The following is a 24,630-nucleotide window of genomic DNA, read 5'->3' on the forward strand; positions in this document are numbered from 1 at the left end:
CGGACCATACGCCCCTCCAGGTCGGTCCGCATCCGTGGGTCTTCGGGCGATCAGCCGATCCGGTCCCGTGACCGCTGATCGATCGTCGCGGGCCACGACAGCGTCGCCCACGGGCCGTTGCGCTTGGGCATCACTGCCGTCGCGAAATCCGTCCACACCTCGCCGTACTTCTCGAACGACTCCGCGTCGAGGTTCCCGTCGCTCCAGTGCATGACCCGTCCGGCGATGTAGCTCAGGCCGAAATCGACCCATGACACGAACGACGGGCGGGTGTCGACGTTGATCCGGTGGATGATGCGGCGGGCCTCTGCGACGTCGGCGTATCCGAGCGCGACACCCCACGTCGTCATCGCCACGGCCTGACCGAGCGCATACGCGTCGAGTGTGCGCACATACACATCGGGCGTCACGACATCTTTTCCGACTCGTCTGCGCACCTCGCGCTCGATGCGCTCGATGCCGGCCACGAACGGCAACGCGTCGCGCGCATCTCCGCCTTCGGCGACGATCCCCGCGAGCCACTCCCGCGTGGTCGGCACACGCCCGAGGGCGGTGTCCAGGTCGTTGCGGACAGCCAGACGGAGCATCCAGGCCTGACGTCGACGTCGCACGGTGCTGAGATGGTCGATCATGCCGAGCCAGTCGTCACGGGAGCGGATGCCCCACGTCTCGGCGACGAGCGCCCTGTCGTCAGGTCCCAGAGAGGGGGCCGTCGGGTCGTTCCAGGGCCCGGACGGGAGGGAGCTGATCTGCAGCAGGCCCAGCGCGATCTCGTTCGCCTCGGTGTCGGTGGTGGAGAACCGCTCGGATGGCGCGAGCCTCTGGGGACGCGTGAACCAAGATGTCGGGCTCATCACACTCCTGAGGGTGGGGCCTGGGGCCGCTCATAGCTTGAACAGCTATTCAGTCGCTAATATATAGCCTCCGGGGGGAAATCCGAAGTCGTCCGATGCTGGGGAGCGGGACACCGATGGCACGTTCAGACGAACACAACCGGGCCGCGCGGGAGCGCGCCCGCGAAGCCATTCTCGAATCGGCCATCATCCTGTTCGCCGAACGTGGGGTCTCCGGCGCGAGCATCGCCGAGATCACCCGCCGCGCCGGGGTCGCGCAGGGACTCGTGAGCTACCACTTCGGCGGCAAGGACCAGCTCGTGGCCGCCGTGATCGACCGCTGGTACGAGGCGCTCTTCGCGATCCCGCAGGTCGAGGGGCCCGCCGACGTCCGGCTCGCCGGGATCATCGACGGTGCTCTCGCCGCCACCGGTTTCGCCCTCCCGGTGCAGCGAGCGGTGTTCGCGATGCAGCAGCAACCCAGCACCCACCGCATGTTCGCCGAGGCCGAGACCCGGTTCGCCGAGCAGGCGATCGCATCGGAGAACGCCGTCCGCGAGATCTTCCGCGAGAGGGGTGCCGCCGATCCTCCGCTCGAGGAGATCATGCTGCGCACCACCCTCGAGGGCGTCTTCATGAAGTACGCCGTCTACGGCGACACCTACCCGCTCGAAGACGCCCGACGCTGGGTGCGGCGTCTCTACGGCCTGCCCGAGCCCGAGGCGCCGCTTCCGCTGCAACTCGCGCCCCGGGATCCGGACGCGAGGACCAGGGCGGCGGGGGCTCTGCGCGACGAGGAGTGACCGAGCTGCGGCCGACCCTCCATCGCGGACGGCGTCAGCCCAGCTGCATCCGGGCGAAGGCCCCGAGCACCACGCGCTCGGACTGCACGAGGTAGCGCTCGAGCTCGGCCGCACCGGCCGCCGCACCGCGGGCGAGGAAGGTGTCGAGCACCGCGCGGTTCTTGCGCACGAACGGCTCGTGCAGCGAGCGAGGATCGTCGATCTTCAGGAACGCGAGTCTCAGCTCTGCCGCGAGGTCACGGTAGGTGCGGGCCAGACGGGGGCTGTCCGCGAGCGACACCAGGGCGACATGGAACGCCATGTTGGCGCTGCCCACCGCGCGCCACGTCTCGGCGTCGTCGAGGAGTGCGTCGTGCGCCGCGGCCTCGGCGGCGAGCACGGCCTCCTGCATCTGCTGGACCGCCGGATGCTCCGGCTCGGAGTGCAGGAGCGCGGTGCACTCGATGATGCGACGTGCGCGATAGATGTCGATCACGTCGGCGATCGACGGCGAGGCGACGGAGACGCCCCGGTGCGGCACGTGCTCGAGCAGACCCTGCTCGGAGAGGGCGCGGAACGCCTCGCGCAGCGTGTTGCGTGCCACGCCGAAGTGCTCCGCGATGGCCGATTCCGACAGTCGGGAACCGGGTGCGAACGCGCCGTCGATGATCTGCTGTCGGAGCGCATCGGCGAGCATGCCCTGCTGGTTCATGCCTTCATCGTAGGCGGCGGCCTGAGCGGATCGTTCGAGGAAGCATCTCCGCCATCACGCGAATGCAACTCCGCCGTAGCACAGCGGAAACAAAGTTGTTGAACAATATTGCTCGATCCGTTCTACACTGGGTGTCACTCGACACCCACCAACGACGATGGGAATCCCCCCGCAATGTCAGAGAACACCGCAGCCCCGCTGTCCGCCGAAGACGAAGTCCGGCTCTCCGCCGCCAAGAGACGCGCCGGCCGCAGCGCCGTGATCGGCGCCATCTTCCTGATGGCCACCAGCGCCATCGGTCCCGGGTTCATCACCCAGACGGCCACCTTCACCGCGACGATGGGGGCGGCCTTCGCGTTCGCGATCCTCGTCTCGATCCTCGTCGACATCGCCGTGCAGCTGAACGTGTGGCGCATGATCACCTCCTCCGGCATGCGCGCCGGGGAACTCGCCAACAGGGCCATCCCGTTCTCCGGGCACGTGATCGCCGTGCTCGTCGTCATCGGCGGCCTCGCGTTCAACATCGGCAACATCGCGGGTGGCGGCCTGGGCATGAACGCGCTGCTCGGCATCGATCCCAAGCTCGGCGGAGCGCTGACCGCCGCTCTCGCGATCATCATCTTCCTCATCAAGAAGGCCGGTCCGGTGATGGACATCGTGCTCGTCGTGCTCGGCATCGGCATGATCGTGATGACCGTGATCGTCGCGGTGATCGCCCAGCCGCCCATCGGCGAGGCGCTGCGCCAGACGTTCGCGCCGGACGAGCTCAACTTCGCCACGATCACCACGATCGTCGGCGGAACGGTCGGCGGATACATCACCTACTCGGGTGCCCACCGCTACCTCGACTCGGGTCACACCGGTCCCGAGCAGGCGGGTCCTGTGATGCGCGCCGCGGCGAACGGCATCCTCGTCACCGGCATCATGCGCTACGTGCTGTTCCTCGCGATCCTCGGCGTGGTCGCCTCGGGCGTCTCGCTCGACCTGTCGAGCCAGGCCGCGAACCCCGCGGGACAGGCCTTCGGCGCCGTGCTCGGCGACGCGGGACTCCGCATCTTCGGCGCGATCTTCTGGGCCGCCGCGATCAGCTCGGTGATCGGCGCGGCATACACGTCAGCGACCTTCCTCTCCACCTTCACGAAGAAGCTCCGGGGCGGGTGGCCGCTGCAGCTGGCCACCGTCGCCTTCATCGTCGTGTCGCTGATCGTCTACCTCTCGATCGGCACGGCGCCGGCCGCGATCCTCGTCTTCGTCGGCGGCTTCAACGGGCTCATCCTCCCCATCGGCCTCACGGTGTTCATGTACATCGGCTGGTTCCGCCGTGACCTGCTCGGCTCGAAGAAGTACCCGCTGTGGCTGCTCATCGCCGGCACGCTCGTGACGCTGCTGACCTGGTACATGGGCATCGTCTCGGTCGGCCCCATCTTCGCCTTCCTCGGAATCGGAGCGTGACCCCATGACATCGATCGACCTGAACTCCGACCTCGGCGAGAACGTCCCCGACCGGGTGGTCAGCGACGATGGAAGCATGCTGCGCCTCGTGACGAGCGCGAACGTGGCGTGCGGGTTCCACGCGGGCAGCCCCGAGGGCATCCGATCGACTCTCGAGAGCGCCGTGGCCGGAGGCGTCGTGATCGGCGCGCACCCCGGCTACCGCGACTACGAGAACTTCGGCCGCACGAAGGTCGAGATCGACTCGGCCACCCTGCAGGCGCACGTCGAATACCAGCTCGGTGCCCTGATCGGTCTTGCCGCAGCCGTCGGTGGCACGGTCGCCTACGTCAAGCCGCACGGAGCGCTCTACAACACGATCGCCCGCGACGAGCGGCAGTCGAAGGACGTGGTGGCGGCGATCCGCGCGATCGACCCGAACCTCGTGCTGCTGGGTCTGGCCGGAGGCGTCGTGCTCGACGTCGCCGAGCGTGCGGGCCTGCAGATCGCGGCCGAGGCCTTCGCCGATCGGGCGTATCAGCCCGACGGCCAGCTCGTCTCACGAACCGAGGCGGGCTCGGTGCTGCACGACCCCGTCGCGGTCGCCGAGCGCATGGTGCGCCTCGCCGGCGAAGGAGTGATCCGCGCGATCGACGGCACCGACGTGCCCGTCAGCGCGCAGTCGATCTGCGTGCACGGCGACAGCCCCGGCTCGGTGGCCATGGCCGCCGAGACCAAGCGGATGCTGCAGGACGCCGGCATCACGATCGCACCGTTCGCGGGAGTCTGAGATGACCGTTCTCGCCACCCCCGACCAGCTCGCCGCCGCGCGGGCAGCGCGAGCCGCCATCCGGGCGGGGCACGCCGCGCCGACCAGCGGCGTCGCCGTCGGACTGACGCAGGCGAACCTCATCTCGGTGCCCGCGGACTGGGCCTTCGAGACGCTGCTCTTCGCGCAGCGCAACCCGAAGCCGTGCCCCGTGCTCGAGGTCATCGAACAGGGCGAGGTGGAATCGCGGCTCGCCCCGGGCAGCGACATCCGCACGGACATCGGCCGGTACCGCGTCTGGCGCGACGGCGAACTGGTCGACGAGGTCTCCGATGCGACCGAGGCGTGGGAGGAGCAACCCGACCTCGTCTCGTTCCTGATCGGATGCAGCTTCACGTTCGAGTCCGGGCTCGTGCAGGCGGGCATCCCGATCCGCCATCAGGAACTCGGACGCAACGTGCCGATGTACCGCACCGCAGTGCCCTGCACCCCCGCGGGCAGGCTGAGCGGCGAGATGGTCGTGTCGATGCGACCGATCCCCGCGCACCGCGTGGCCGATGCCGTGCAGATCTCCGGCCGCACCCCCGCCGTGCACGGAGCCCCGGTGCACATCGGCGACCCCGTATCGCTCGGCATCGCAGACCTCGCCCGCCCCGACTTCGGCGATGCCCCTGAGGTGCGCGAGGGCGAGGTGGCGGTGTTCTGGGCGTGCGGCGTCACCCCGCAGGCCGCCATCGTGGCCTCGAAGCCGCCGTTCGCCATCACCCACGCGCCCGGCTACATGTTCATCACCGACGTCCCCGATGCGGAGTACCTGGTCTGATGCGCATCCTCACGGCATCCGACCACGCGCTTCTCGTCGAGGCGGCCGACCTCGACGAGGCGATGCGTCTGAACCTCGCGTGGGGCGGCGTGCACGGCGTGGTCGAGCGCATCCCCGGCGCTCGCACGGTGCTCGTGCGTTTCGATCCGCTGGCGGTGTCGGCCGCCGATCTCGCCCGCGAGCTCGCCGCGACCGAGATCGACACCGCTCATCTGCCGGCCACCGGCGAGGTCACTGTTCCGGTGCGGTACGACGGGGAAGACCTCGACGAGGCGGCATCCCTGCTGGGTGTCTCGGCATCCGAGCTCGTGAACCGCCACCTCGCCGCCGAGTGGACGGTCGCCTTCTCGGGCTTCGCCCCCGGCTTCGGGTATGTGGTGAGCAGTGATCCGCTGTTCGATGTGCCCCGCCGCTCGTCGCCCCGCACCCGTGTGCCGGCCGGATCCGTGGCCCTGGCCGGCCAGTTCACCGGCGTGTACCCGCGCGAGAGCCCCGGCGGATGGCAGCTCATCGGACGCACGGATGCCCTGATGTGGGACATCGATCGCGACCCTCCTGCGCTGCTGTCGCCCGGCACGACGGTGCGGTTCGAGCAGGTGCGGGCGCAGGCCGTGATGTCGGACAACGCAGACGATCGTGCCGACGCGCGGCGCGTCACCGAGCGAGACGCCGCCGCGAGCGCGACGGACCCGGGTTCTCCGGCGTCCCCGGCCGTCGAGGTCGTGCGTCCGTCGATGCAGCTGCTGGTGCAGGATGCCGGTCGTCCGGGATTCGCGGCGCTCGGCGTCTCGGCGTCCGGTGTCGCCGATCGTCGCGCCATGCGCGAGGCGAACCGCGCAGTGGGCAATGCGAGCGGCGCGGCGGTGCTCGAGAGCGTCGGCGGTGCCGTGCTGCGCTTCCGGGGCGCCGGGGTTGCCGCTGTCACGGGCGCTGTCGGGGTGCTCGACCTGATCGACGCGGACGGTGTGGCGCGTCGGATCGCCCACGGCGCGCCCTTCGCCACCGTCGAGGGCGACGAGCTCACGCTGGGGCATCCGACCAGCGGGCTGCGCTACGTCATCGCGGTCCGTGGCGGAGTGGCCGTCGACACGGCGCTCGACAGCCGCGCGAGCGACACCCTCGCCGGGCTCGGGCCCGATCCGCTGGCTGCAGGAGACGTGCTGCGCATCGGCGATTCCGCACGGCATCCGGTCGAGCCGGAGGTCACCCCGCGCACACTGCCGGCATCCGGTGACGTCGTCGACCTCGAGATCACCCTCGGCCCTCGGGACGACTGGTTCACCCCCGCAGCGCTCTCGACGCTCGCCGGCCAGGAGTGGACCGTGACCCCGCGGTCGGACCGCGTCGGCATCCGGCTCGAGGGCGACAGGCCCCTCGCGCGCTCCGTCGGGGGCGAGCTGCCCAGCGAAGGGGCGGTCACCGGGGCGATCCAGGTGCCGCCTGACGGTCAGCCCGTGCTGTTCCTCCCGGATCACCCGCTCACCGGCGGGTATCCGATCATCGGCGCCCTCACCGATCGCAGTCTCGACCTCGCCGCGCAGCTGCCGCCCGGCGTGCGCATCCGTTTCATCGTCAAGGAGACCTCATGACCAAGGTGCTGATCGCGAATCGCGGAGAGATCGCCGTGCGCGTCATCCGCGCCTGCGCCGAAGCCGGGTACACGTCGATCGCGGTCTACGCCGACCAGGATGCCGATGCTCTGCACGTGCGGCTCGCCGATGAGGCCGTCGGACTGGGGGGAGACACCGCTGCGACGACCTATCTCTCGATCGATGCGCTGCTGGACGCGGCCCGCACGAGCGGAGCGGATGCTGTGCACCCGGGTTACGGATTCCTCTCGGAGAGCGCGGAGTTCGCGCGGGCCGTCGAGGGTGCGGGCCTCATCTGGATCGGCCCGTCGCCCGACAGCATCGATGCGCTCGGCGACAAGATGACCGCGCGCCGGATCGCGCAGCGCGTCGGGGCCCCCCTGGCCGCCGGCACCGATCAGCCGCTCGCCGGCCCCGAGGAGGCCGTGGCCTTCGCCGAGGAGCACGGGCTTCCGATCGCGATCAAGGCGGCGTTCGGCGGAGGCGGCCGGGGGCTGAAGGTGGTGCATGAGCTGTCGGAGGTCGCGGATGCCTTCGAGGCCGCGACGCGCGAGGCCATCGCCGCCTTCGGGCGAGGGGAGTGCTTCGTCGAGCGCTTCCTCGAGAGCCCGCGCCACATCGAGGTCCAGGTGCTCGGTGACGGACTCGGCGGCGTCGTGGTCGTCGGCGATCGAGACTGCTCGATGCAGCGACGCAACCAGAAGCTCATCGAAGAGGCACCCGCGCCGGGCCTGTCGAGGGATCAGCGCACGCGGTTCCACGACGCGGCCAGGGCGATCTGCGCCGAGGTGCATTACCGCGGCGCAGGGACCGTCGAGTTCCTCCTCGCGGCCGACGGCACGATCTCCTTCCTCGAGGTGAACACCCGACTCCAGGTGGAGCACCCCGTCACCGAGGAGGTCACCGGCACGGATCTCGTGCGCGAGCAGTTCCGCATCGCCTTCGGCGAGGGGATCTCGTTCACCGAGACGCCCATGCCGACCGGGCACGCCTTCGAGTTCCGGATCAACGCCGAAGACCCGGGTCGCGGATTCCTGCCCAGCCCCGGTCGTGTCGAGTCCCTGCGGATCCCCGGCGGACCCGGTGTGCGCTGGGACAGCGGCATCGAGGCGGGCGACGTCGTTCAGCCCGCCTTCGACTCGATGATCGCGAAGCTCGTCGTGCATGCCGACGACCGCGACGCGGCCCTGGTGCGGGCGCGTCGGGCGCTGCGCGAGCTTGTCGTCGAGGGGCCGGCCACGGTCATCCCGTTCGATCTGCTCGCGCTCGACGACGAGGCGTTCGCCACCGAGACCTTCGCGGTGCACACCCAGTGGATCGAGAGCACCCTGCTGCCGCGCCTCGAGCCGCAACTGCGGCCCGCCCCCGCACCCGATGTCGCTCTCCAGCGCTTCCCCGTCGAGATCGACGGGCGCCGTGTCGTGCTCGGGCTCCCGATGGCGCTGCTCGCGGGGCTCGGCGGACTGAGGAATGCCGGAGGTGCGCCGCCCGCATCCGATCCGACCGAGCTGCGTGCTCCGGCACCGGGAACGCTCGTGCGGTGGCTCGCAGACGACGGGGCGAGCGTCGCCGAGGGCGACCCGATCGCGGTGCTCGACGCCATGAAGATGGAGACCACGGTCACCGCCCATCGTGCCGGCACGCTGTCGCACCGCGTGGAGCTCTCGGCCTCGGTCGCGCCCGACGCGGTGCTCGCCGTCATCGCCTGAGAGCTACCGCGCCCTGACACAGAGATCCCGGATGCCGCCGCAGCGGCATCCGGGATCTTCGCGTTCGCGAGTCGAGTGTGATTACGCGGGGTCTCCGCCCAGCGGCCCCACGGCCTCGAGGGGGCGAGGGTCGTCGGCGCCGGTCTTGCGGGCGCGGGCGATGAGGTTGCCCACGTGGTAGATCAGCAGAGCCGCGACCGTGCCGAGCACGATGCCGCCGAAGGCGAAGTCGCCGAGCTGCATCGAGAAGCCGGCGACGCCGATCACGAGCGAGACGGCCGCGGTGTACTGGTTGACCGGTCGTGAGAAGTCGACCTTGCTGTCGACCCAGATCTTGATGCCGATGATGCCGATGAGACCGTAGAGCGCGGTGGTCGCACCGCCGAGCACACCGGCGGGGATCGAGTTGAAGACCTCGCCGACCTTCGGGGAGAACGCCAGCAGGATGGCGAAGAGACCGGCGACCCAGTAGACGGCGGTCGAGTAGACGCGGGTCGCGGCCATGACGCCGATGTTCTCGCCGTACGTCGTCGTGCCCGAGCCGCCGAAACCACCGGCGATGGTCGTGGCGACCCCGTCGGCGATCAGCGCGCGACCGGTGTGCTTGTTGATCGCGGGGTCTTCGGTCATCGTCGCGACGCCGCGCACGTGCCCGACGTTCTCAGCGACGAGCACCAGGACGACCGGCAGGAACATCGCGATGGTCGACCAGGTGCCGGGAGCGACGAAGTCGGGAAGCTGGAACTCGGGCAGACCGACCCAGGGGGCGTCGGCGATGAGCTCCGCCGGCGTCTTGCCTCCGCGCAGCGCGTTGGGGACCTCGAACGAGCCCGTGAAGGCGGCGTAGATGAAGCCGACGGCGACGCCGAGGAAGATCGAGATGCGTCCGAGGAATCCGCGGAACAGCACCGCGAACAGGATGATCGCGACGAGCGTGATGGTCGCGGTCACGGGGTCGATCTGGAAGTTGTTCCACGCGGTGGGGGCGAGGTTGAAGCCGATCAGGGCGACGATCGCGCCGGCGACCACCGGGGGCATCAGAGCGTCGACCCAGCGGAGGCCGGCGAACTGCACGACCAGGCCGACGACCGTGAGCAGGATGCCGACCGCGACCACGCCCGCGAGGGCGGATCCGGTGCCGCCGGCTGCGACCGCGGCGGTGATCGGCGCGATGAACGCGAACGACGAGCCGAGGTAGCTGGGCAGCTGGTTCTTCGTGATCAGCAGGAAGATCAGGGTGCCGAGGCCGCTGAACAGCAGCGTCGTCGAGACCGGGAAGCCGGTCAGCGTCGGCACCAGGAACGTGGCTCCGAACATGGCGACGACGTGCTGGGCACCGATCGCGATCGTGGCCGGCCAGTTCAGGCGCTCTTCGGGCTTGACGACGGCACCGGGTTCGACGGTGCGTCCGTTTCCGTGGGTCTTCCACAGGGGCATGCGGGCTCCTCAGGATCGGGGGGAGTGGGAGTGCTGGAGCAACACTACCGATTCCTGAGTGTTGGCTGGGTGCGCGGGGGACGGAGGAGCGGCGGGGTCGCCGCGCGCTACGAAGGAGAACTCGCGCAATGAAGGGCCGCATCCGCAGATCGCCCCTTCGCTGGGTGAGAGCTCCTTCGCAGCGAGTGGGAAATGGAGTGAGGGACGGGGGCGGTACCGGGCCTCAGGCCCCGAGGCGCTCGATGAGCTCGCGATACCGGGCGGCGGTGCGCTCGACGATGTCGTCGGGCAGCACGGGCGGTTCACCCTGCTTGTCCCAGTTCGCGGCCAGCCAGTCGCGCACGATCTGCTTGTCGAAGCTCGCCATGCGCTCGCTCGGCGTGGTTCCGGTGCGCCAGGCCTCGGCATCCCAGTACCGGGACGAGTCGCTCGTGAGCACCTCGTCGGCCAGGTGCAGGACGCCGTCGGCATCCGTCCCGAACTCGAACTTGGTGTCGGCGAGGATCAGGCCCTTCTCCTCGGCGATCGCGGCGGCGCGTGTGTAGAGCGAGATCGAGACGTCGCGCAGCTCGGCCGCGCGATCGGCCCCGACGAGCTCGACGGTCTGCTCGAAGGTGATGTTCTCGTCGTGCTCGCCCATCGGCGCCTTGTAGGCCGGGGTGAACAGCGGTTCGGGCAGGCGGTCGCCGTTCTGCAGGCCGGCGGGCAGCGGGATGCCGCACACGGTGCCGCTCTCGGTGTACTCGGCCCATCCGGATCCGGTGATGTAGCCGCGCACGACGCATTCGACCGGAAGCATCTCCAGCGACTGCGCGAGCATGGCGCGGTCGGCGACGCTCGCGGGGATCTCACCCTCGGCGAGGTGGTTGGGCACATCGTCGAGCTCGCTGAACCACCAGCGGCTGAGACGCGTGAGCAGCGCGCCCTTCTCGGGGATGCCGGGCGAGAGCACGAAGTCGAACGCGCTCACGCGATCGGACGCGACCACGAGGATGCGGGTGTCGGCGGCGTCGTCCGAGGCGTACAGGTCACGGACCTTGCCCGAGTAGATGTGGCGCCAGCCGGGGATGGTCTGCGCGTTGCTGTCCGAAGGTGTGCTCACCCGCCCATTATCCCGGGTCGACGTCACCGGTGTCGTGTCAAGCCCTGGTGGGACCTCCGATGCATCGGCGAGGCTCGACGGAAGACGAACGGAGGAGTCATGACGAAGGATCTCTCCACGGGGGACCGGGTGAGCTGGAACACGTCGCAGGGGCGCACGCACGGCACCGTCGAGGAGAAGCGGACGAAGGACTTCCGGTTCGCCGGGCAGAGCTTCACCGCCTCCGACGATGATCCCGCCTACATCGTGAAGTCGGAGAAGAGCGGCGACACCGCGGCGCACAAGGGATCGGCTCTGCGCAAGCTGAGCAGCTGATGCTCGCGGGCGCCGTCTTGTCGCGGACGCGTGCCAGGCGTATAGTCCACATGGACTATTTCAAGCGGAACCATCTGGGGAGGGGCCGATGCAGCGATTGACCCCGATGGGCGTCATGGTGCTGGCGCTGCTGCGCGAAGGCGACATGCACCCCTACGAGATGGTGCGCCTGATGCGCGTGCGCCGCGACGAACGGCTGCTCGCCGTCACGAACGGGACGCTCTATCACACGGTCGGCCGACTCCAGCGGGCCGGTCTCATCGACGAGGTGGGCATCGACCGAGAGGGCAACCGCCCCGAGCGCACCACCTACACGCTCACGGATGCCGGACGGGACGCGCTGATCGCCTGGCTGCGTCGCGAGCTGTCGATCATCGAGCGCCCGGCCGAGTTCCGCATCGCACTCGCCGAGGCTCACAATCTCGAGCGTCCCGACGTCATCGACCGCCTCCGCGAGCGCCGCTCCGCGCTCGCCGAAGGCCACGCGCTGCACCGTGACGGGCTGGTCGGCGCTCGCAGAAGGGGCGCCCCCGAGCAGGTGCTCGTCGAGTTCGAGCGCCAGGAGGTGCTGCTCGACGCCGAGCTGCGCTGGCTCGACTCGCTCCTCGATCGTCTCGAGGCCGAGGAATTCCCCTGGGGGCCCACGGCTTTCGAGAACACCGACCGCTACATCGCTCAGCGAAAGGCTGCACAGCAATGACCGATTCCCCCTCGACCGGAGGCCGGCCCACGGCATCCGGGTCATCCGGTCCCTCGACCGGCACCTTCGCCGCCGGGCATCGACCCGCGAGCCCCTGGCCCGCGCTCTGGGCACTCGTCATCGGCTTCTTCATGATCCTCGTCGACACGACGATCGTCTCGGTCGCGAACCCCGCGATCAAGGCGGCGCTCGACCCGACCACCAACAACCTCGACAACGTCGTGTGGGTCACCAGCGCCTACCTGCTCGCCTACGCGGTGCCGCTGCTGATCACGGGCCGTCTCGGCGATCGGTTCGGCCCGAAGAACATCTACCTCATCGGCCTCGCGATCTTCACGCTCGCCTCGCTCTGGTGCGGGCTGTCGAACTCGCTCGAGATGCTGATCGCCGCTCGCGCCGTGCAGGGGCTCGGCGCCGCCTTCATGACGCCGCAGACCATGGCCGTGATCACCCGCACGTTCCCGCCCGAGCGCCGCGGCGCCGCCATGGGGCTGTGGGGTGCGACGGCCGGCGTCGCGACCCTCGTAGGACCGCTCGTCGGGGGACTGCTCGTCGATGGCTTCGGCTGGGAGTGGATCTTCTTCGTGAACATCCCCGTCGGGATCGTCGCCTTCGTGCTCGCGTGGAGGCTCGTCCCGAAGCTGCAGACCAGTGCGCACCGGTTCGACATCCTGGGCGTCATCCTCAGCGCGGTGGCGCTGTTCCTCATCGTCTTCGGACTGCAGGAGGGCGAGAAGTTCGATTGGGGCGTGATCTGGGGACCGATCTCGGTGTGGAGCATCATCATCACCGGCCTCGTCGTGCTCGCGCTCTTCATCGTGCAGCAGGCGCGCACGCGCAGCGAGGCCCTGGTGCCTCTCGCACTGTTCCGCGACCGCAACTTCTCGGGGGCGAACGTCGCGATCGCCGCGGTCGGCTTCACCGTGACGAGCATGTCGCTGCCGATGATGTTCTTCCTGCAGACGGCGCGAGGGCTCACCCCGACGCAGGCCGCGCTGCTGCTGATCCCGATGGCCGTGCTGTCGGGCGTGCTCGCCCCGTTCGCCGGCAAGCTGCTCGACCGCATCGACCCGCGGATCATCCTCATCCCCGGTCTGCTCTGCGTGGTCGTGGCGCTCGTCTGGTACTCGGCCCTGATCAACATGGACACCGCGATCTGGATGTTCCTGCTGCCCTCGGCGCTCATGGGCGTCGGCAACGCCGGAATGTGGGGACCGCTCGCCACCACCGCGACGCGCAAGCTGCCTCCCCGCCAGGCCGGTGCCGGCGCGGGCATCTACAACACGACCCGCACCATCGGATCGGTCATCGGCTCGGCATCCATCGCCGCGTTCATGCAGTCGCGTCTCGAAGCGAACCTGCCGGGTCTCGCTGACGCACCCGCGGGGATCGAAGGCGGAGGATCGCTTCCTCCGCAGGTCGCCGAGGGATTCGCCGCCGGCATGTCGCAGGCGATCCTGCTGCCGGCGTGCGTGATGGTCATCGCTCTCGTGGCGTCGCTCTTCCTCGGCCGCTACGACAAGGCGGATCCCGCGGCATCCGCCCCCGCAGAGGCGCCCGCCCCCGCAGCCTGACCGGTCCGTCGGCGAGCCGGGTCGACTGCGCGATCGTGCAGCGGGCCCGGCTCTCCCGGTTTGCGGCCGTGACGACGGATGTGATCTCATCGGGCGATGACGATCGAGCTCACGAGGCCCACCACCGACCTGTTCGACTCCTGGGCGGCTGCGGTCGCCGAGTTCGGTGACGGGCACGTCGACGGGTCGGGTCTGCAGGCGCCGGTCACCCCGGATCCGGCGACGCTGGACGCGCTGATCGAGAAGTCGGCGGTTCTCTCCGACACCTCCGCGCAGCTCCCCGAGGATGCCGTGCACAACGATCTGTATTGGATCGTGGATGACGGCGAGGTCGTCGGGTTCCTGTCATTCCGGCACGAGCTCAACGAATGGCTGCGTGAGGCGGGCGGTCACATCGGCTACTCGGTGCGCGCCTCCCGTCGTCGCCAGGGCTACGCATCGGCCGCGCTGCGGCTCGGACTCGAGCGTGCCCGCGAGATCGGACTCGAGCGCGTGCTGGTCACGTGCGACGACGACAACGTCGGCTCCTACCGAACGATCGAGGGCTCCGGTGGCGTGCTGCAGGACGTCAGCGACCAGTCGGAGCGTGGACACGCCATGCTCCGGCGCTACTGGATCACGCTCTGACGCCGATCCGCGAAGCGCCTCCGGGACAGGGGTGCCGGTCGTCGCCGGTTAGGGTTGATGGTCGACGACCATCCCGGTGGCAGCATCCTGCCGCCCGTCCCCTCTGAGGAGCATCCGTCGTGATCCGAAATCCCACCTCTGCTTCCGCGCGCCTGCGCGCGCTCGGACGCACCGCCGGGGCGATGGCGCTCACGGCGTTCGTCGCCGTCGGAGCCCTGCTCGGCGGAGCCTCCGCCGCGACTGCGGCCGATGACTCCGAGACCTACGTCATCGGCACGGACACCACGTTCGCGCCGTTCGAGTTCACCTCTCCCGACGGTGAGCTCGTCGGCATCGACATGGACCTGCTGCGTGCGATCGCGAAGGACCAGGGCTTCGAGGTCGAGATCCGTCAGCTCGGATTCGACGCCGCCGTGCAGGCCTTGCAGGCGAACCAGGTCGACGCGGTCATGGCCGGGATGTCGATCACCGAGGAGCGCCAGGAGACGTTCGACTTCAGCGAGCCGTACTTCACCAGCGGCATCCAGCTCGGAGTGCTCGAGTCGAGCGACATCCAGTCGCTCGACGACCTCGACGGCGAGGCCGTGGCGGTCAAGACCGGCACGCAGGGCCAGACCTTCGCGGAGGAGAACCAGGACGAGTACGGCTTCCGCATCACGCCCTACCAGGACACGACCGACATGGTCGACGCTGTCAAGGCAGGCCAGGCCGTCGGCTACTTCGAGGACTTCCCGGTGCTCGCCTACGGGATCCAGCAGGGGTCGGGCTTCCGCCTGATCGGTGAGCCGGAGCTCGGCGGCGAGTACGGGTTCGCCGTCAACAAGGGGCAGAACCCCGAGCTGATCGAGATGTTCAACGAGGGTCTCGCGAATCTCCAGGCCTCCGGAGAGTACGACGAGATCGTCGACAGCTACCTCGCCGGCGGCGAGGAGACCACGCAGGCGACCGACATCTTCTCCGTCGCCGTGAAGTACTGGCCCGCTCTCATGGAGGGCCTCTGGCTCACGATCCTCGCGACGCTCGTCGCGATCGTGGCCGCATTCATCCTCGGCCTCATCTTCGGCTTCGGCCGCGTCTCGGCCTTCGCGCCGTTCCGCTGGGTGGCCACGGCCTACGTCTACGTCTTCCGCGGCACGCCGATCCTCGTGCAGGCGTTCTTCGTGTTCTTCGCCATCCCGCAGCTCTTCCCCGGGCTCACGTTCAACCCCTTCGTCGCCGGAGCCATCACGCTCTCGCTCAACACGGGCGCGTACATGACGGAGATCATCCGCGGTGGCATCCAGGCCGTCGATCCGGGCCAGGCCGAAGCGTCGCGTTCGCTCGGTCTCGGACACTGGAAGACGATGCAGAAGGTCGTGCTGCCTCAGGCGTTCCGCATCATGGTCCCCTCGTTCGTCAACCAGGGCATCATCACCCTCAAGGACACGTCGCTCATCAGCGTCATCGGCCTCGCAGAGCTGACCTTCGTGTCGCGTCAGATCATCGCCTCGACGTACTTGTCGGCGCAGGTGCTGACGATCGTCGCCATCATCTACTTCGTCGTGATCACGCTTCTGACGCTGCTCGCGAACCGCCTGGAGAGGAAGTTCACCGCATGAGCAAGATCGAGGTCAGAGACCTGCACAAGTCCTTCGGCGACAACCACGTGCTCAAGGGCATCGACCTCACGGTCGAGGACGGCGAAGTCGTCGCGGTCATCGGCCCGTCGGGGTCGGGGAAGTCGACCCTGCTGCGCTGCCTCAACAAGCTCGAGGAGCCGACGTCGGGCCATGTCATCGTCGACGGCGTCGACCTGACCGACAAGAGCGTCAAGCTCGACGAGGTGCGCCAGCGCATCGGCATGGTGTTCCAGCACTTCAACCTGTTCCCGCACATGACAGTGCTCGAGAACATCACTCTCGCTCCCGTCGAGCTCGGCAAGCTCTCGAAGGCCCAGGCGAAGGAGCGCGCTCTGGCTCTGCTCGACCGAGTGGGCCTGGCCGAGAAGGCCGATGCCAAGCCGGCATCCCTGTCGGGCGGTCAGAAGCAGCGCGTGGCGATCGCCCGCGCGCTCGCGATGGACCCCGAGATCATGCTGTTCGACGAGGCGACCAGCGCCCTCGACCCCGAGATGGTGGGCGAGGTGCTGCAGGTCATCCGCGACCTGGCGTCCGGCGGCATGACGATGGTGCTCGTGACGCACGAGATGGGCTTCGCCCGCGAGGTCTCGGGCCGCACGGTGTTCATGGACGCCGGAGTCGTCGTCGAGGAGGCGCCGCCCGCCGAGCTGTTCGGCGCGCCGAAGAACGAGCGGCTGAAGGACTTCCTCTCGAAGGTCCTCTGAGCGGATCTCCTTCGCGAAGGCCCCCTCCCGGTGTCGGGTGGGGGCCCTCGTCGTGTGCAGCAGCCCGGCGCTCGTCAGACACCCGGGCACAACTTCGGAGACCCGGGCACGACTTCGGAGGCGGGGTCTGGCATGCCGGGATCGAGGGCGGATGCTTCGGCCCGCCGTGCGAGGCATCCGAAGCTATGCCCGCGGGGCAGGTGGATGACGGGGATGGGGTGGGGAGGGGCGAGAGTCAGTCGGAGGTGACCGGGGACTGCACCGGAGCCGGATGCCGACGGATCGTCGCGCTGACGAGAGCCGCGACCGCGCAGAGGCCGGCGGCGGCGAACCACGCCACCGTGTACTGGCCGGTGTGGTCGCGCACCAGCCCGGCGAGCACCGAGGCGATTCCCGCGCCGATCTGGTGCGACGCGAACACCCAGCCGAACACGAGCGGTCCGCGGTCGCCGAAGACCTCGCGGCAGAGCGCGATGGTGGGTGGCACGGTGGCGACCCAGTCGAGGCCGTAGATCACGATGAAGACGACGATGCTCGGCTGCACCTCGGCCGACAGCAGGCTCGGCAGGAACAGCAGGCTCACGCCGCGCAGCGCGTAGTACGCGGCGAGCAGGATGCGGGGATTCACCCGGTCGGTCAGCCAGCCGGAGAACACGGTGCCGGCGATGTCGAAGATCCCCACGACGGCGAGCAGGCCTGCGGCAGTGGTGGTCGGCATCCCGTGGTCGTGCGCGCTGGGGATGAAATGCGTGCCGATCAGTCCGTTCGTCGTCGCGCCGCAGATCGCGAAGCCGATCGCCAGTGCCCAGAAGGTCTTGGTGCGCGCGGCGTCGCGCAGGGTCGTGATCGCGAGACGCGCTGCTCCCCAGGCGCTGCCCTTCGGACGCGGTGTCGCCACGAACGGACCCGTGTCGCCGTACCGCGTGACGCCGAGGTCGCTCGGGCGGTTGCGCAGGAAGATCCAGACCAGGGGCACGACCGCGAGCGCGCCTCCGGCGATGATGAGCGACGCTCCTCTCCAGCCGACATCCTCGGCGGCGACCGCGATCACCGGCAGGAAGATGAGCTGCCCGGTGGCGCTTCCGGCCGTGAGCACGCCGGAGACCAGACCTCGCCTGGTAGCGAACCAGGTGTCGGTGATGGTCGCCGCGAACACCAGTGCCATGGAGCCCGTGCCGAGACCGATCAGCACGCCCCACGTCAGGATCAGCTGCGCGGGAGTGGCGACGAAGACGCTCAGGGCGGCGCCCGCCCCGATCACGAACAGCGCGGTGACGGTGACGGCGCGGATGCCGAAGCGCTGCATCAGGGCCGCCGCGAACGGTGCCGTCAGACCGAACAGCAGCAGGTTGACGGTGACGGCGAGGGAGAGCTCGGCGGTGGTCCAGCCGAACTCCTCTTGCAGGGGCAGCATCAGCACGCCGGGGGCGGCACGGAATCCGGCGGCGCCGATCAGCGCGATCAGGGCGACGAGCGCGACGATCCAGGCCGGGTGGATGCGGCGCTGCCGCTGCTGCGGAGTGGTCGCGGGTGCGGGCGTCTCGGTGGGCTCATCGACCGATTCGGCGGTCATGCCGCGGTGCCCGTGGTCAGAGCGAACGGCTCGCCGCCCATGCTGCGCCGCGCCCAGCGAGTGCTGTCGGCTTCCAGCGGCGCGGAGCAGCGCGCGCACCAGTCGGACGAGGCCGCGACCTCGCCGCAGCGCGCGCAGCTGACCGTCAGTCCCCAGGGCCCGTCCGGATCGGTCATGCGCGAGAACCGTGCGTACGCGTGCAGGATCGGCAGGGTCTCGCGCCCGGCGTCGGTGAGTCGGTAGCCGGGGTCGTCCTGCGCGACGAGGCCGGCGTCGGCCATCGACGCGAGGCGCCGAGCAAGCACCGAGTCGGCGGCTCCGGTGGCATCGCGAAGCTGATCGAAGCGCGTGCGCCCCGAGAACATCTCGCGCAGGATCAGCAGCACCCACGGGTCGGCGAGCACATCGGCGGAGCGTGCGATCGGACACGTGGCGGTCGACCAGTCGGAGCGGAGCGGCATCCGCTCACTTTCTTGAAGAAAGTGAGCGGTGTCAAGAGGCGTGCAGAGGATGGCGGGTTCCGGTCGCAACTCGGCAGAGAAGCGTCGGACGTCGGCGCCGCAACGGGCGCGCGTCGGACTACTCCGCGACGCGGGCGGCGATGTCGGTGCGGAAGTGCGAACCCTCGAGGCGGATGCGGCCGATGGCCTCGTACGCGCGGTCGCGGGCGGTGCGGAAATCCGACGCGACCGCGACGACGTTCAGCACGCGTCCACCGGTCGCGACGAGCGAGCCTCCCGGGGCGTCCGGGCTGGCGGTCGCGGCGTGCACGAGGCGGACGCCCTCGACGGCCGCTGCGTCGGCGAGGCCCTCGATCGGGCGACCGGTCTGCGGCGCCTCGGGGTATCCCTCGCTGGCGAGGACCACGGTGATCGCGACGTCGTCGCTGAAGACGGGCTCCGGCTGGTCTTCGAGGGTGCCGGATGCCGCGGCGAGCAGCAGCTCCGACAGCGGCGTCACGAGGCGCGGCAGCACGATCTGCGTCTCGGGGTCGCCGAAGCGGGCGTTGAACTCGATGACGCGCACGCCGGCGGGCGTGAGGATGAGCCCGGCGTAGAGCAGGCCGATGAACGGGGTGCCCTCGCTGTCGAGCTGGCGGATGACGGGGAGAGCGACGTCCCGCGTGACCTCCTCGACGAAGGCCTGCTCGCTGCCGAACTGGTCGGCGAGCCACGGCAGCGGCGAGTACGCGCCCATGCCGCCGGTGTTGGGTCCCTCGTCGCCGTCGAGTGCACGCTTGAAGTCCTGCGCCGGGCTGAGCGCGCGAACCGTGTCGCCGTCGCTCAGGAAGAAAAGCGAGACCTCGGGCCCTGAGAGGAATTCTTCGATCAGCACGGGGCCGGACGGCAGGTAGTGCTCGGCGTGGGCGAGCGCGTCAGCGCGGTCGGCCGTGACGATGACGCCCTTGCCCGCTGCCAGGCCGTCGGCCTTCACGACGTACGGGGCACCCAGCTCGTCGAACGCGGCCTCGACCTCGGCGGTGGTGATGGCGCGCACCGCGCGACCGGTGGGCACGCCCGCGGCGTCCATGATCCGCTTCGCGAACGATTTGGAGCCCTCGAGCTGCGCCGCCGCCTTGCCGGGGCCGAACACGGGGATTCCGTGCGCGCGCAGCACATCGGCGACGCCGGCGACCAGCGGAGCCTCGGGACCGACGATCACGAGATCGATGGCGCGCTCGTTCGCGAACGAGGTCACCGCGGCGCCGTCGAGCATGTCGACCGAGACGGGGGTCGCGTCCTGCGCGATGCCGGCGTTGCCGGGGGCGACGAAGATCTCGTGCTCCGCCTTCTCTGCTCGCAGAGCGAGGATGATCGCGTGCTCACGGGCACCGGAACCGAGGACGAGAATCTTCACCTGTCCAGACTACCGAGGCGGGCGCGCGGGTTTCAGCGGTGTGCGCGTCTCAGCACAGAACCGCGCCCGGTGCCGGTATCGGGCGCTGTAGGGGCCCCGGGCCACATCCGTGCTGAATCGTGAACGCGCGACCGGCGAGACAGTTCAGAGTTCGACGGGGCGCTCGATCGACGGGTCCCAGTCCCGCGTCCAGCCGGCGGCGTCGAACAGCGCATCGAGCACCATCGCGGTGAAACCCCAGACGATGGTGCCGTCGACGTCGAAGGCGGGTCCCCGCCAGGTGCGACCCAGGCGGTGGATGGTCGAGGTGAACCGGGTGGCCGGGTCGAGCAGCTGTGCGACCGGCACCCGGAAGACGTCGACCGTCTCGGCGTGGTCGACGGCGGCGACGCGCGACGGCGAGCGCCACCAGGCGAGCACGGGGGTGACGACATGGTTGCTCGCGGCGAGGGGCAGTTCGGGCAGTGTGGCGAGGATCTCGACACCGGCCGGGTCGAGCCCTGTCTCCTCCTCCGCCTCGCGCAGGGCGGTGGCGACGGCATCCGCATCCTGTTCCTCGCGCCGGCCGCCGGGGAACGAGACCTGCCCGGGATGCGATGACAGCGTCGCGGCCCGACGCTGCAGCAGCACGTCGAGGTCGGCTGCGACGGTCACCTCGTCGGTCTGCGCCGGGATGGTGTCGAGCCGACCGAAGAGCACGAGCACGGATGCCGGATGGGCGTCGCCGACGATCGGCGGAAACGGCCTCGACCAGCTCTCGCGCCGTTGCGTCGCAGCGAGCAGCTCGGCCCGTGCGCCGTGCAAGGTATCGGGATTCTGGCTCATCGCCTCGAGCCTATGCCTGTGTGCGGCGGGGCAGGGCGAGTGGCGTGTGCGCCAGCGAGGGAGATTCGCGCCTCGGAAGGCCGAATTCGGGGAATCCGTCCTTCCCAAGCGCAGATCTCCTTCTCACGCGCACGGGGAGCGCGTGGGCGTCCACGGTGAACGAGCCCGGCGTAGCCTGGTCACCATGCCCTCCAGGAAGATCGACATCATCGACGGGCGCGCGGCGCTCGATGCGGTGCGGCGAGCGGATGCCGCGGGCGAGAAGCCGCAGCGCACCGATCTCGCTACGGCCGTGCGGTACCTGCTGCAGCTGCTCGACGAGAAGGCGCCCGGCAACAGCGTCGAGGTGCGAGTGCCTCCGTTCGGTGCGGTGCAGGTCATCCAGGGGCCCCGGCACACGCGGGGGACCCCGCCGAACGTCGTCGAGATGGATGCAGCGACGTGGATCGCCGTCGCCACGGGCACGGAGCACTGGTCGGATGCCGCGGCATCCGGTCGTGTCAGCGCATCGGGCACCCGCGCCGATCTCTCGGACGTGCTGCCGCTTCGTCCCTGACCTGCGGCAACTGTGGCGGCTGCGGCGGCGTCAGAGGCCGCGGCGCGCGACCACCAGCGGCACACCGGTGACGGGATGCGGGAACACGTCGACCGGCTGACCGTAGACCGCTTCGATCCTCTCGGCCGTGAGCACGTCGGCGGCCGCACCCGTTGCGGCGACCCGACCCTCCGAGAGCAGCGTCACGCGATCCGCGTGAGCGAGAGCGGCGTTGAGGTCGTGCAGCACGATCGCGACGGCGATGCCGGCATCCGCCTGAGAGCGGATCAGGCGCATCACGTCTTCGTGATGCTTCAGGTCGAGTGCGGCGGTCGGCTCGTCGAGCAGCAGGATGCCGGTGCTCTGCGCGATCACGCGGGCCAGCGCCACGCGGGCGCGCTCACCTCCCGAGAGTGAGGTCACCGCACGCGTGGACAGCGACAGCACCTCGGTCGAAGCCATAGCCGCGGCGACGATCTCGTCGTCCTCTTCGGCCGCACCGGTGCGTGCCCACGGCGCCCGGCCCATGCGCACGACCTGCTCGGCGCTGAACGGGAACGACACCGCGTTCTCCTGCAGCAGCACCGCTCGCGCTCGTGCCATGTCCTGCGCGCGGATGCCGGTGATCGGCGAGCCGTCGAGCAGAACCGCGCCCGCGCTCGGGGTCACATCGCCGGCGAGAACTCCGAAGAGAGTCGACTTGCCCGCGCCGTTGGGCCCGACCAGCGCGTGGATCTCGCCCGCTCTGACCTCGATCGACGCGTCGTCGAGGATCGCGCGCTCGCCGCCGACGAGCACGGTGACGCCGGTCGCCTCCAGACGGGTCGTCGTATCGACGGCGTTCATGCCCAGCCTCCCGACCGGCGGCGCGTGCGCACGAGCAGCCACAGGAAGAACGGTCCGCCGACGAGCGAGGTGATCATGCCGATCGGCAGGTCGGCGAGCGGCACGGCCGTGCGGGCGACGAGGTCGGCGACCGCGATGAGCAGCGCTCCGCCGAACGCCGAGGCGATCATGAGCGGAAGGTGCGCGGGGCCGATGATCATGCGCATCAGGTGGGGCACCACGAGGCCGGCGAATCCGATGATGCCGGCGAACGCGACCGCCGCGCATACGAGGATCGCGACCGTGACGATCACGACCATCCGCAGCAGCTCGACGTTGACGCCGAGGTGCCGGGCGGTACGCTCGCCGAGGGCGAAGAGGTCGAGCTGGGGTGACACGATCAGTGCGACGACGACACCGATGGCGACGAGCGGCGCGACCAGGGCGACGTTCGACCAGAGTGCGCCGTTGAGCGATCCGAGCTGCCAGAACACGATCTGCTCACGCGTCGACGTCGTGCCGAGAAAGGTGAGGAAGGCCATGCCGGCGCCCGCGATCGCATTGATCGCGATGCCCGTCAGCAGCAGCGTCACGACCTCGGTGCGGCCGCCGGACCGGCTGATGAAGTAGACGGCGAGCACGGCCGCGAGCCCGCCGAGGAAGGCGAACGCGGGGGTGGTCCACATGCCGAACGACGCGAGCCCCAGCGTGATGCTCGCCGCCGCGCCGAGGGCAGCACCGGACGAGACGCCGACGACCCCGGCATCCGCCAGCGGGTTTCCGAAGATCGCCTGCATGAGCACGCCTGACACCGCGAGGGCGGCACCGACGAGCAGGCCGAGCGCAAGGCGGGGGAGACGCAGGTTGTAGATCACGCCGTAGTCGGCCGCCTGGGTGGGTGCCCAGGCGGTGTCGATGCCGATGCCGCGCAGCAGCACCCCGATGAGGTCGGTGGGGGAGAGCGAGTACTGGCCGCTCGTGATCGACGCGATGCAGGTCACGAGGAGGGCGGCGGCTAGGCCGATGATGACGAGCGTGAAGCGCAGCCCGAGATGACGCGACGGCGTGCGGGTGACGACCTCGCCGGTCACTTCGCGGACTCGGCGGTCGCGGACTCGGGTGCGTAGAGTGCTCGAGCGAGTGCGCCGATCACGTCGGCCGATCGAGGGCCAAAGCTGAGGATCTCACTGTCGGCCATGTCGATCACGCGCCGGTTCGCTCCTGCGGGAGTCTCGGCGATCGCCGGGATGCGCTCGATCAGGCCGTCGATGCCGTCGACCGATTCGAGTCCGTCGGTCATCATCACGAGCACGTCGGGCTTCGCGGCGACGAGCGCTTCGGCGGTCATCGGCTTCATGCCGGTCCATCCGATCTCGGCCGCGACATCGACCCCGCCGACGGCGTCGATCAGAGAATCGGCACCAGAGTCCTCGCCGAAGATGTAGTAGATGTTCGCGTTGCCGCGCACGTAGAGGAACAGCATCCGCGCCCGGTCGTCGACGTCGGACGGCGCGACCTCGGCGATCTCGGCCAGCGCATCGTCGAGGTCGGCGTCGAGGCGCTCGATCAGCGCGGCCCCGCGCGAAGGCACGCCGAGCGCCGCGGCGATCTCGGTGACCAGCTCGTCGGTCGTGTCGAGTCGCCGGTCGCTCGAGATCACCACGACCGCAATGCCGGCGTCGCGCAGCTGCTGGCGGATCTCCTTCGGGCCGATCGTGGTGTCGGTGAGGATGACCGTCGGAGCGAGTTCGAGGATCGCCTCGGCATTGAGCGTGTGGCCGGTCTTGGTGACCACGGGGAGTTCTTCGGTGCCGGCGAACATCGTCGACGAGTCGCGGCCGACGACCTGATCGCCGAGGCCCAGGGCGAAGACGGTCGAGGCGATCGTGCCCGAGATGTCGATCGGCAGGATGCGGTCGACGTCCGTGATCTCGACCTCGCGACCTTCGCTGTCGGTGACGGTCACGGGGAGTTCCGGGGCGGTGTCGTCGGCGACCGGCTCGATCGCATGGTTCGAGAGACAGGCCGTGGATCCACCGGTCGCGCCGCGCACGTCGTCGACGAGATCCAGCTCGGCGAGGGGAGCGGATGCCTGGGGGCACGCGTACGCGGTCTCGCTCTGCTGCGGTGCGGCGGAGGCTCCCGGGTCTGCGCACGCGGCCAGACCGACGGCTAGAGCGGCAGCGAGGAGAAGGGCTGAGGCGCGTCGCATTAGGCAAGGCTATCCTAAAACTTGACTCGACCTCACGGCCGCCTCTATTCTCAGGAATGGAGCTTACTTAGCTAAGC

24 protein-coding genes are annotated in these 24,630 nt (G+C 69.6%); 13 read left to right on the forward strand and 11 right to left on the reverse strand.

Annotation, left to right across the window (positions count from 1 at the left end):
• Positions 1-50: 50 nt before the first annotated feature.
• Positions 51-854, reverse strand: coding sequence for a DUF1266 domain-containing protein (locus ACIPV5_RS04550; protein ID WP_072590624.1), 804 nt, complete (start codon positions 852-854; stop codon positions 51-53).
• 116 nt (positions 855-970) lie between these two features.
• Between ACIPV5_RS04550 and ACIPV5_RS04555 the strand changes: the two genes are divergently transcribed.
• A complete protein-coding gene (locus tag ACIPV5_RS04555) occupies positions 971-1,636 on the forward strand; it encodes a TetR/AcrR family transcriptional regulator (protein WP_082297963.1) in 666 nt (221 codons plus the stop codon).
• A 34-nt stretch (positions 1,637-1,670) separates the two neighbouring features.
• On the opposite strand, the gene ACIPV5_RS04560 is transcribed toward ACIPV5_RS04555, so the two are convergent.
• Positions 1,671-2,327 (reverse strand): GntR family transcriptional regulator, encoded by a 657-nt coding sequence (locus tag ACIPV5_RS04560; RefSeq protein WP_053098594.1) that lies wholly within the window; start codon positions 2,325-2,327, stop codon positions 1,671-1,673.
• 174 nt (positions 2,328-2,501) lie between these two features.
• Between ACIPV5_RS04560 and ACIPV5_RS04565 the strand changes: the two genes are divergently transcribed.
• From ACIPV5_RS04565 to ACIPV5_RS04585, 5 genes are read left to right on the forward strand one after another with little or no spacing between them, the layout of a single operon-like run.
• The gene (locus tag ACIPV5_RS04565; RefSeq protein ID WP_053098595.1) at positions 2,502-3,779 is read left to right on the forward strand and encodes an NRAMP family divalent metal transporter; all 1,278 of its coding nucleotides are present in this window, start codon (positions 2,502-2,504) and stop codon (positions 3,777-3,779) included.
• 4 nt (positions 3,780-3,783) lie between these two features.
• Positions 3,784-4,548: a LamB/YcsF family protein gene (locus tag ACIPV5_RS04570; RefSeq protein ID WP_400340017.1), complete on the forward strand. Its 765-nt coding sequence runs from the start codon at positions 3,784-3,786 to the stop codon at positions 4,546-4,548.
• A gap of 1 nt (position 4,549) precedes the next feature.
• Positions 4,550-5,350, forward strand: coding sequence for a putative hydro-lyase (locus ACIPV5_RS04575; protein WP_400340020.1), 801 nt, complete (start codon positions 4,550-4,552; stop codon positions 5,348-5,350).
• Entirely contained in the window at positions 5,350-6,939 is a 1,590-nt protein-coding gene (locus tag ACIPV5_RS04580) for a carboxyltransferase domain-containing protein (protein ID WP_400340022.1), read from the forward strand. The genes ACIPV5_RS04575 and ACIPV5_RS04580 overlap by 1 nt, the downstream gene beginning before the upstream one ends.
• Positions 6,936-8,648 (forward strand): acetyl/propionyl/methylcrotonyl-CoA carboxylase subunit alpha, encoded by a 1,713-nt coding sequence (locus ACIPV5_RS04585; protein WP_400340024.1) that lies wholly within the window; start codon positions 6,936-6,938, stop codon positions 8,646-8,648. Before ACIPV5_RS04580 ends, ACIPV5_RS04585 begins: the two co-directional genes overlap by 4 nt.
• A gap of 81 nt (positions 8,649-8,729) precedes the next feature.
• On the opposite strand, the gene ACIPV5_RS04590 is transcribed toward ACIPV5_RS04585, so the two are convergent.
• Together ACIPV5_RS04590 and ACIPV5_RS04595 are read right to left on the reverse strand one after the other, a co-directional pair.
• Positions 8,730-10,085: a uracil-xanthine permease family protein gene (locus ACIPV5_RS04590; protein ID WP_295103407.1), complete on the reverse strand. Its 1,356-nt coding sequence runs from the start codon at positions 10,083-10,085 to the stop codon at positions 8,730-8,732.
• A gap of 223 nt (positions 10,086-10,308) precedes the next feature.
• Positions 10,309-11,187: a phosphoribosylaminoimidazolesuccinocarboxamide synthase gene (locus ACIPV5_RS04595; protein ID WP_295103404.1), complete on the reverse strand. Its 879-nt coding sequence runs from the start codon at positions 11,185-11,187 to the stop codon at positions 10,309-10,311.
• Positions 11,188-11,286: 99 nt separating this feature from the next.
• Between ACIPV5_RS04595 and ACIPV5_RS04600 the strand changes: the two genes are divergently transcribed.
• From ACIPV5_RS04600 to ACIPV5_RS04625, 6 genes are all read left to right on the forward strand, one after another.
• On the forward strand, positions 11,287-11,502 hold the full coding sequence (locus ACIPV5_RS04600; RefSeq protein WP_072590630.1) for a DUF2945 domain-containing protein: 216 nt from the start codon (positions 11,287-11,289) through the stop codon (positions 11,500-11,502).
• Between the two features lie 88 nt (positions 11,503-11,590).
• Entirely contained in the window at positions 11,591-12,202 is a 612-nt protein-coding gene (locus ACIPV5_RS04605) for a PadR family transcriptional regulator (protein ID WP_400340027.1), read from the forward strand.
• Complete coding sequence (locus tag ACIPV5_RS04610; protein WP_400340030.1) at positions 12,199-13,776, forward strand: DHA2 family efflux MFS transporter permease subunit; 1,578 nt, start codon at positions 12,199-12,201, stop codon at positions 13,774-13,776. Before ACIPV5_RS04605 ends, ACIPV5_RS04610 begins: the two co-directional genes overlap by 4 nt.
• Before the next feature lie 96 nt (positions 13,777-13,872).
• Positions 13,873-14,403 carry a GNAT family N-acetyltransferase gene (locus ACIPV5_RS04615; protein ID WP_400340032.1) on the forward strand — a complete coding sequence of 177 codons (531 nt, stop codon included), beginning with the start codon at positions 13,873-13,875 and terminating at the stop codon, positions 14,401-14,403.
• 119 nt (positions 14,404-14,522) lie between these two features.
• The gene (locus tag ACIPV5_RS04620; protein ID WP_072590633.1) at positions 14,523-16,001 is read left to right on the forward strand and encodes an amino acid ABC transporter substrate-binding protein/permease; all 1,479 of its coding nucleotides are present in this window, start codon (positions 14,523-14,525) and stop codon (positions 15,999-16,001) included.
• Complete coding sequence (locus ACIPV5_RS04625; protein WP_056276496.1) at positions 15,998-16,726, forward strand: amino acid ABC transporter ATP-binding protein; 729 nt, start codon at positions 15,998-16,000, stop codon at positions 16,724-16,726. The genes ACIPV5_RS04620 and ACIPV5_RS04625 overlap by 4 nt, the downstream gene beginning before the upstream one ends.
• A gap of 235 nt (positions 16,727-16,961) precedes the next feature.
• On the opposite strand, the gene ACIPV5_RS04630 is transcribed toward ACIPV5_RS04625, so the two are convergent.
• The 4 genes from ACIPV5_RS04630 to ACIPV5_RS04645 all read right to left on the reverse strand — a co-directional run bounded on the left by ACIPV5_RS04630 (position 16,962) and on the right by ACIPV5_RS04645 (position 20,981).
• On the reverse strand, positions 16,962-18,299 hold the full coding sequence (locus tag ACIPV5_RS04630; RefSeq protein ID WP_400340036.1) for an MFS transporter: 1,338 nt from the start codon (positions 18,297-18,299) through the stop codon (positions 16,962-16,964).
• The gene (locus ACIPV5_RS04635) at positions 18,296-18,760 is read right to left on the reverse strand and encodes a winged helix-turn-helix transcriptional regulator (RefSeq protein ID WP_400340039.1); all 465 of its coding nucleotides are present in this window, start codon (positions 18,758-18,760) and stop codon (positions 18,296-18,298) included. Before ACIPV5_RS04635 ends, ACIPV5_RS04630 begins: the two co-directional genes overlap by 4 nt.
• 118 nt (positions 18,761-18,878) lie before the next feature.
• The gene (gene purD, locus ACIPV5_RS04640) at positions 18,879-20,156 is read right to left on the reverse strand and encodes a phosphoribosylamine--glycine ligase (protein WP_400340042.1); all 1,278 of its coding nucleotides are present in this window, start codon (positions 20,154-20,156) and stop codon (positions 18,879-18,881) included.
• A gap of 144 nt (positions 20,157-20,300) precedes the next feature.
• On the reverse strand, positions 20,301-20,981 hold the full coding sequence (locus ACIPV5_RS04645) for an NUDIX hydrolase (protein WP_400340045.1): 681 nt from the start codon (positions 20,979-20,981) through the stop codon (positions 20,301-20,303).
• 184 nt (positions 20,982-21,165) lie between these two features.
• Between ACIPV5_RS04645 and ACIPV5_RS04650 the strand changes: the two genes are divergently transcribed.
• Complete coding sequence (locus ACIPV5_RS04650) at positions 21,166-21,537, forward strand: sterol carrier family protein (protein ID WP_400340048.1); 372 nt, start codon at positions 21,166-21,168, stop codon at positions 21,535-21,537.
• 30 nt (positions 21,538-21,567) lie between these two features.
• Here ACIPV5_RS04650 and ACIPV5_RS04655 read toward each other — a convergent pair whose 3' ends face one another.
• Genes ACIPV5_RS04655 through ACIPV5_RS04665 form a run of 3 tightly spaced genes read right to left on the reverse strand, consistent with a single transcriptional unit; the run spans position 21,568 to position 24,553 of the window.
• Positions 21,568-22,362 carry a heme ABC transporter ATP-binding protein gene (locus tag ACIPV5_RS04655; protein ID WP_400340051.1) on the reverse strand — a complete coding sequence of 265 codons (795 nt, stop codon included), beginning with the start codon at positions 22,360-22,362 and terminating at the stop codon, positions 21,568-21,570.
• Positions 22,359-23,432, reverse strand: a complete 1,074-nt coding sequence (locus ACIPV5_RS04660; RefSeq protein WP_400340053.1) for a FecCD family ABC transporter permease — start codon at positions 23,430-23,432, stop codon at positions 22,359-22,361. Before ACIPV5_RS04660 ends, ACIPV5_RS04655 begins: the two co-directional genes overlap by 4 nt.
• Positions 23,429-24,553, reverse strand: coding sequence for a hemin ABC transporter substrate-binding protein (locus ACIPV5_RS04665; protein ID WP_400340055.1), 1,125 nt, complete (start codon positions 24,551-24,553; stop codon positions 23,429-23,431). The genes ACIPV5_RS04660 and ACIPV5_RS04665 overlap by 4 nt, the downstream gene beginning before the upstream one ends.
• Positions 24,554-24,630 lie beyond the last annotated feature (77 nt).

This window comes from Microbacterium sp. NPDC090014 (assembly GCF_044748285.1).
GTDB lineage: Bacteria > Actinomycetota > Actinomycetes > Actinomycetales > Microbacteriaceae > Microbacterium.

Bases quoted from the DNA above. Each gene is read 5' to 3' on its own strand.
- ACIPV5_RS04650 (WP_400340048.1), top strand. From the start codon at position 21,166: ATGCCCTCCAGGAAGATCGACATCATCGACGGGCGCGCGGCGCTCGAT.
- ACIPV5_RS04585 (WP_400340024.1), top strand. From the start codon at position 6,936: ATGACCAAGGTGCTGATCGCGAATCGCGGAGAGATCGCCGTGCGCGTC.
- ACIPV5_RS04630 (WP_400340036.1), bottom strand. From the start codon at position 18,299: ATGACCGCCGAATCGGTCGATGAGCCCACCGAGACGCCCGCACCCGCG.
- ACIPV5_RS04570 (WP_400340017.1), top strand. From the start codon at position 3,784: ATGACATCGATCGACCTGAACTCCGACCTCGGCGAGAACGTCCCCGAC.
- ACIPV5_RS04610 (WP_400340030.1), top strand. From the start codon at position 12,199: ATGACCGATTCCCCCTCGACCGGAGGCCGGCCCACGGCATCCGGGTCA.
- ACIPV5_RS04605 (WP_400340027.1), top strand. From the start codon at position 11,591: ATGCAGCGATTGACCCCGATGGGCGTCATGGTGCTGGCGCTGCTGCGC.
- ACIPV5_RS04555 (WP_082297963.1), top strand. From the start codon at position 971: ATGGCACGTTCAGACGAACACAACCGGGCCGCGCGGGAGCGCGCCCGC.
- ACIPV5_RS04550 (WP_072590624.1), bottom strand. From the start codon at position 854: ATGAGCCCGACATCTTGGTTCACGCGTCCCCAGAGGCTCGCGCCATCC.
- ACIPV5_RS04615 (WP_400340032.1), top strand. From the start codon at position 13,873: ATGACGATCGAGCTCACGAGGCCCACCACCGACCTGTTCGACTCCTGG.
- ACIPV5_RS04560 (WP_053098594.1), bottom strand. From the start codon at position 2,327: ATGAACCAGCAGGGCATGCTCGCCGATGCGCTCCGACAGCAGATCATC.
- ACIPV5_RS04665 (WP_400340055.1), bottom strand. From the start codon at position 24,553: ATGCGACGCGCCTCAGCCCTTCTCCTCGCTGCCGCTCTAGCCGTCGGT.
- ACIPV5_RS04645 (WP_400340045.1), bottom strand. From the start codon at position 20,981: ATGAGCCAGAATCCCGATACCTTGCACGGCGCACGGGCCGAGCTGCTC.
- ACIPV5_RS04600 (WP_072590630.1), top strand. From the start codon at position 11,287: ATGACGAAGGATCTCTCCACGGGGGACCGGGTGAGCTGGAACACGTCG.
- ACIPV5_RS04590 (WP_295103407.1), bottom strand. From the start codon at position 10,085: ATGCCCCTGTGGAAGACCCACGGAAACGGACGCACCGTCGAACCCGGT.
- ACIPV5_RS04635 (WP_400340039.1), bottom strand. From the start codon at position 18,760: ATGCCGCTCCGCTCCGACTGGTCGACCGCCACGTGTCCGATCGCACGC.
- ACIPV5_RS04575 (WP_400340020.1), top strand. From the start codon at position 4,550: ATGACCGTTCTCGCCACCCCCGACCAGCTCGCCGCCGCGCGGGCAGCG.
- ACIPV5_RS04655 (WP_400340051.1), bottom strand. From the start codon at position 22,362: ATGAACGCCGTCGATACGACGACCCGTCTGGAGGCGACCGGCGTCACC.
- ACIPV5_RS04580 (WP_400340022.1), top strand. From the start codon at position 5,350: ATGCGCATCCTCACGGCATCCGACCACGCGCTTCTCGTCGAGGCGGCC.
- ACIPV5_RS04565 (WP_053098595.1), top strand. From the start codon at position 2,502: ATGTCAGAGAACACCGCAGCCCCGCTGTCCGCCGAAGACGAAGTCCGG.
- ACIPV5_RS04625 (WP_056276496.1), top strand. From the start codon at position 15,998: ATGAGCAAGATCGAGGTCAGAGACCTGCACAAGTCCTTCGGCGACAAC.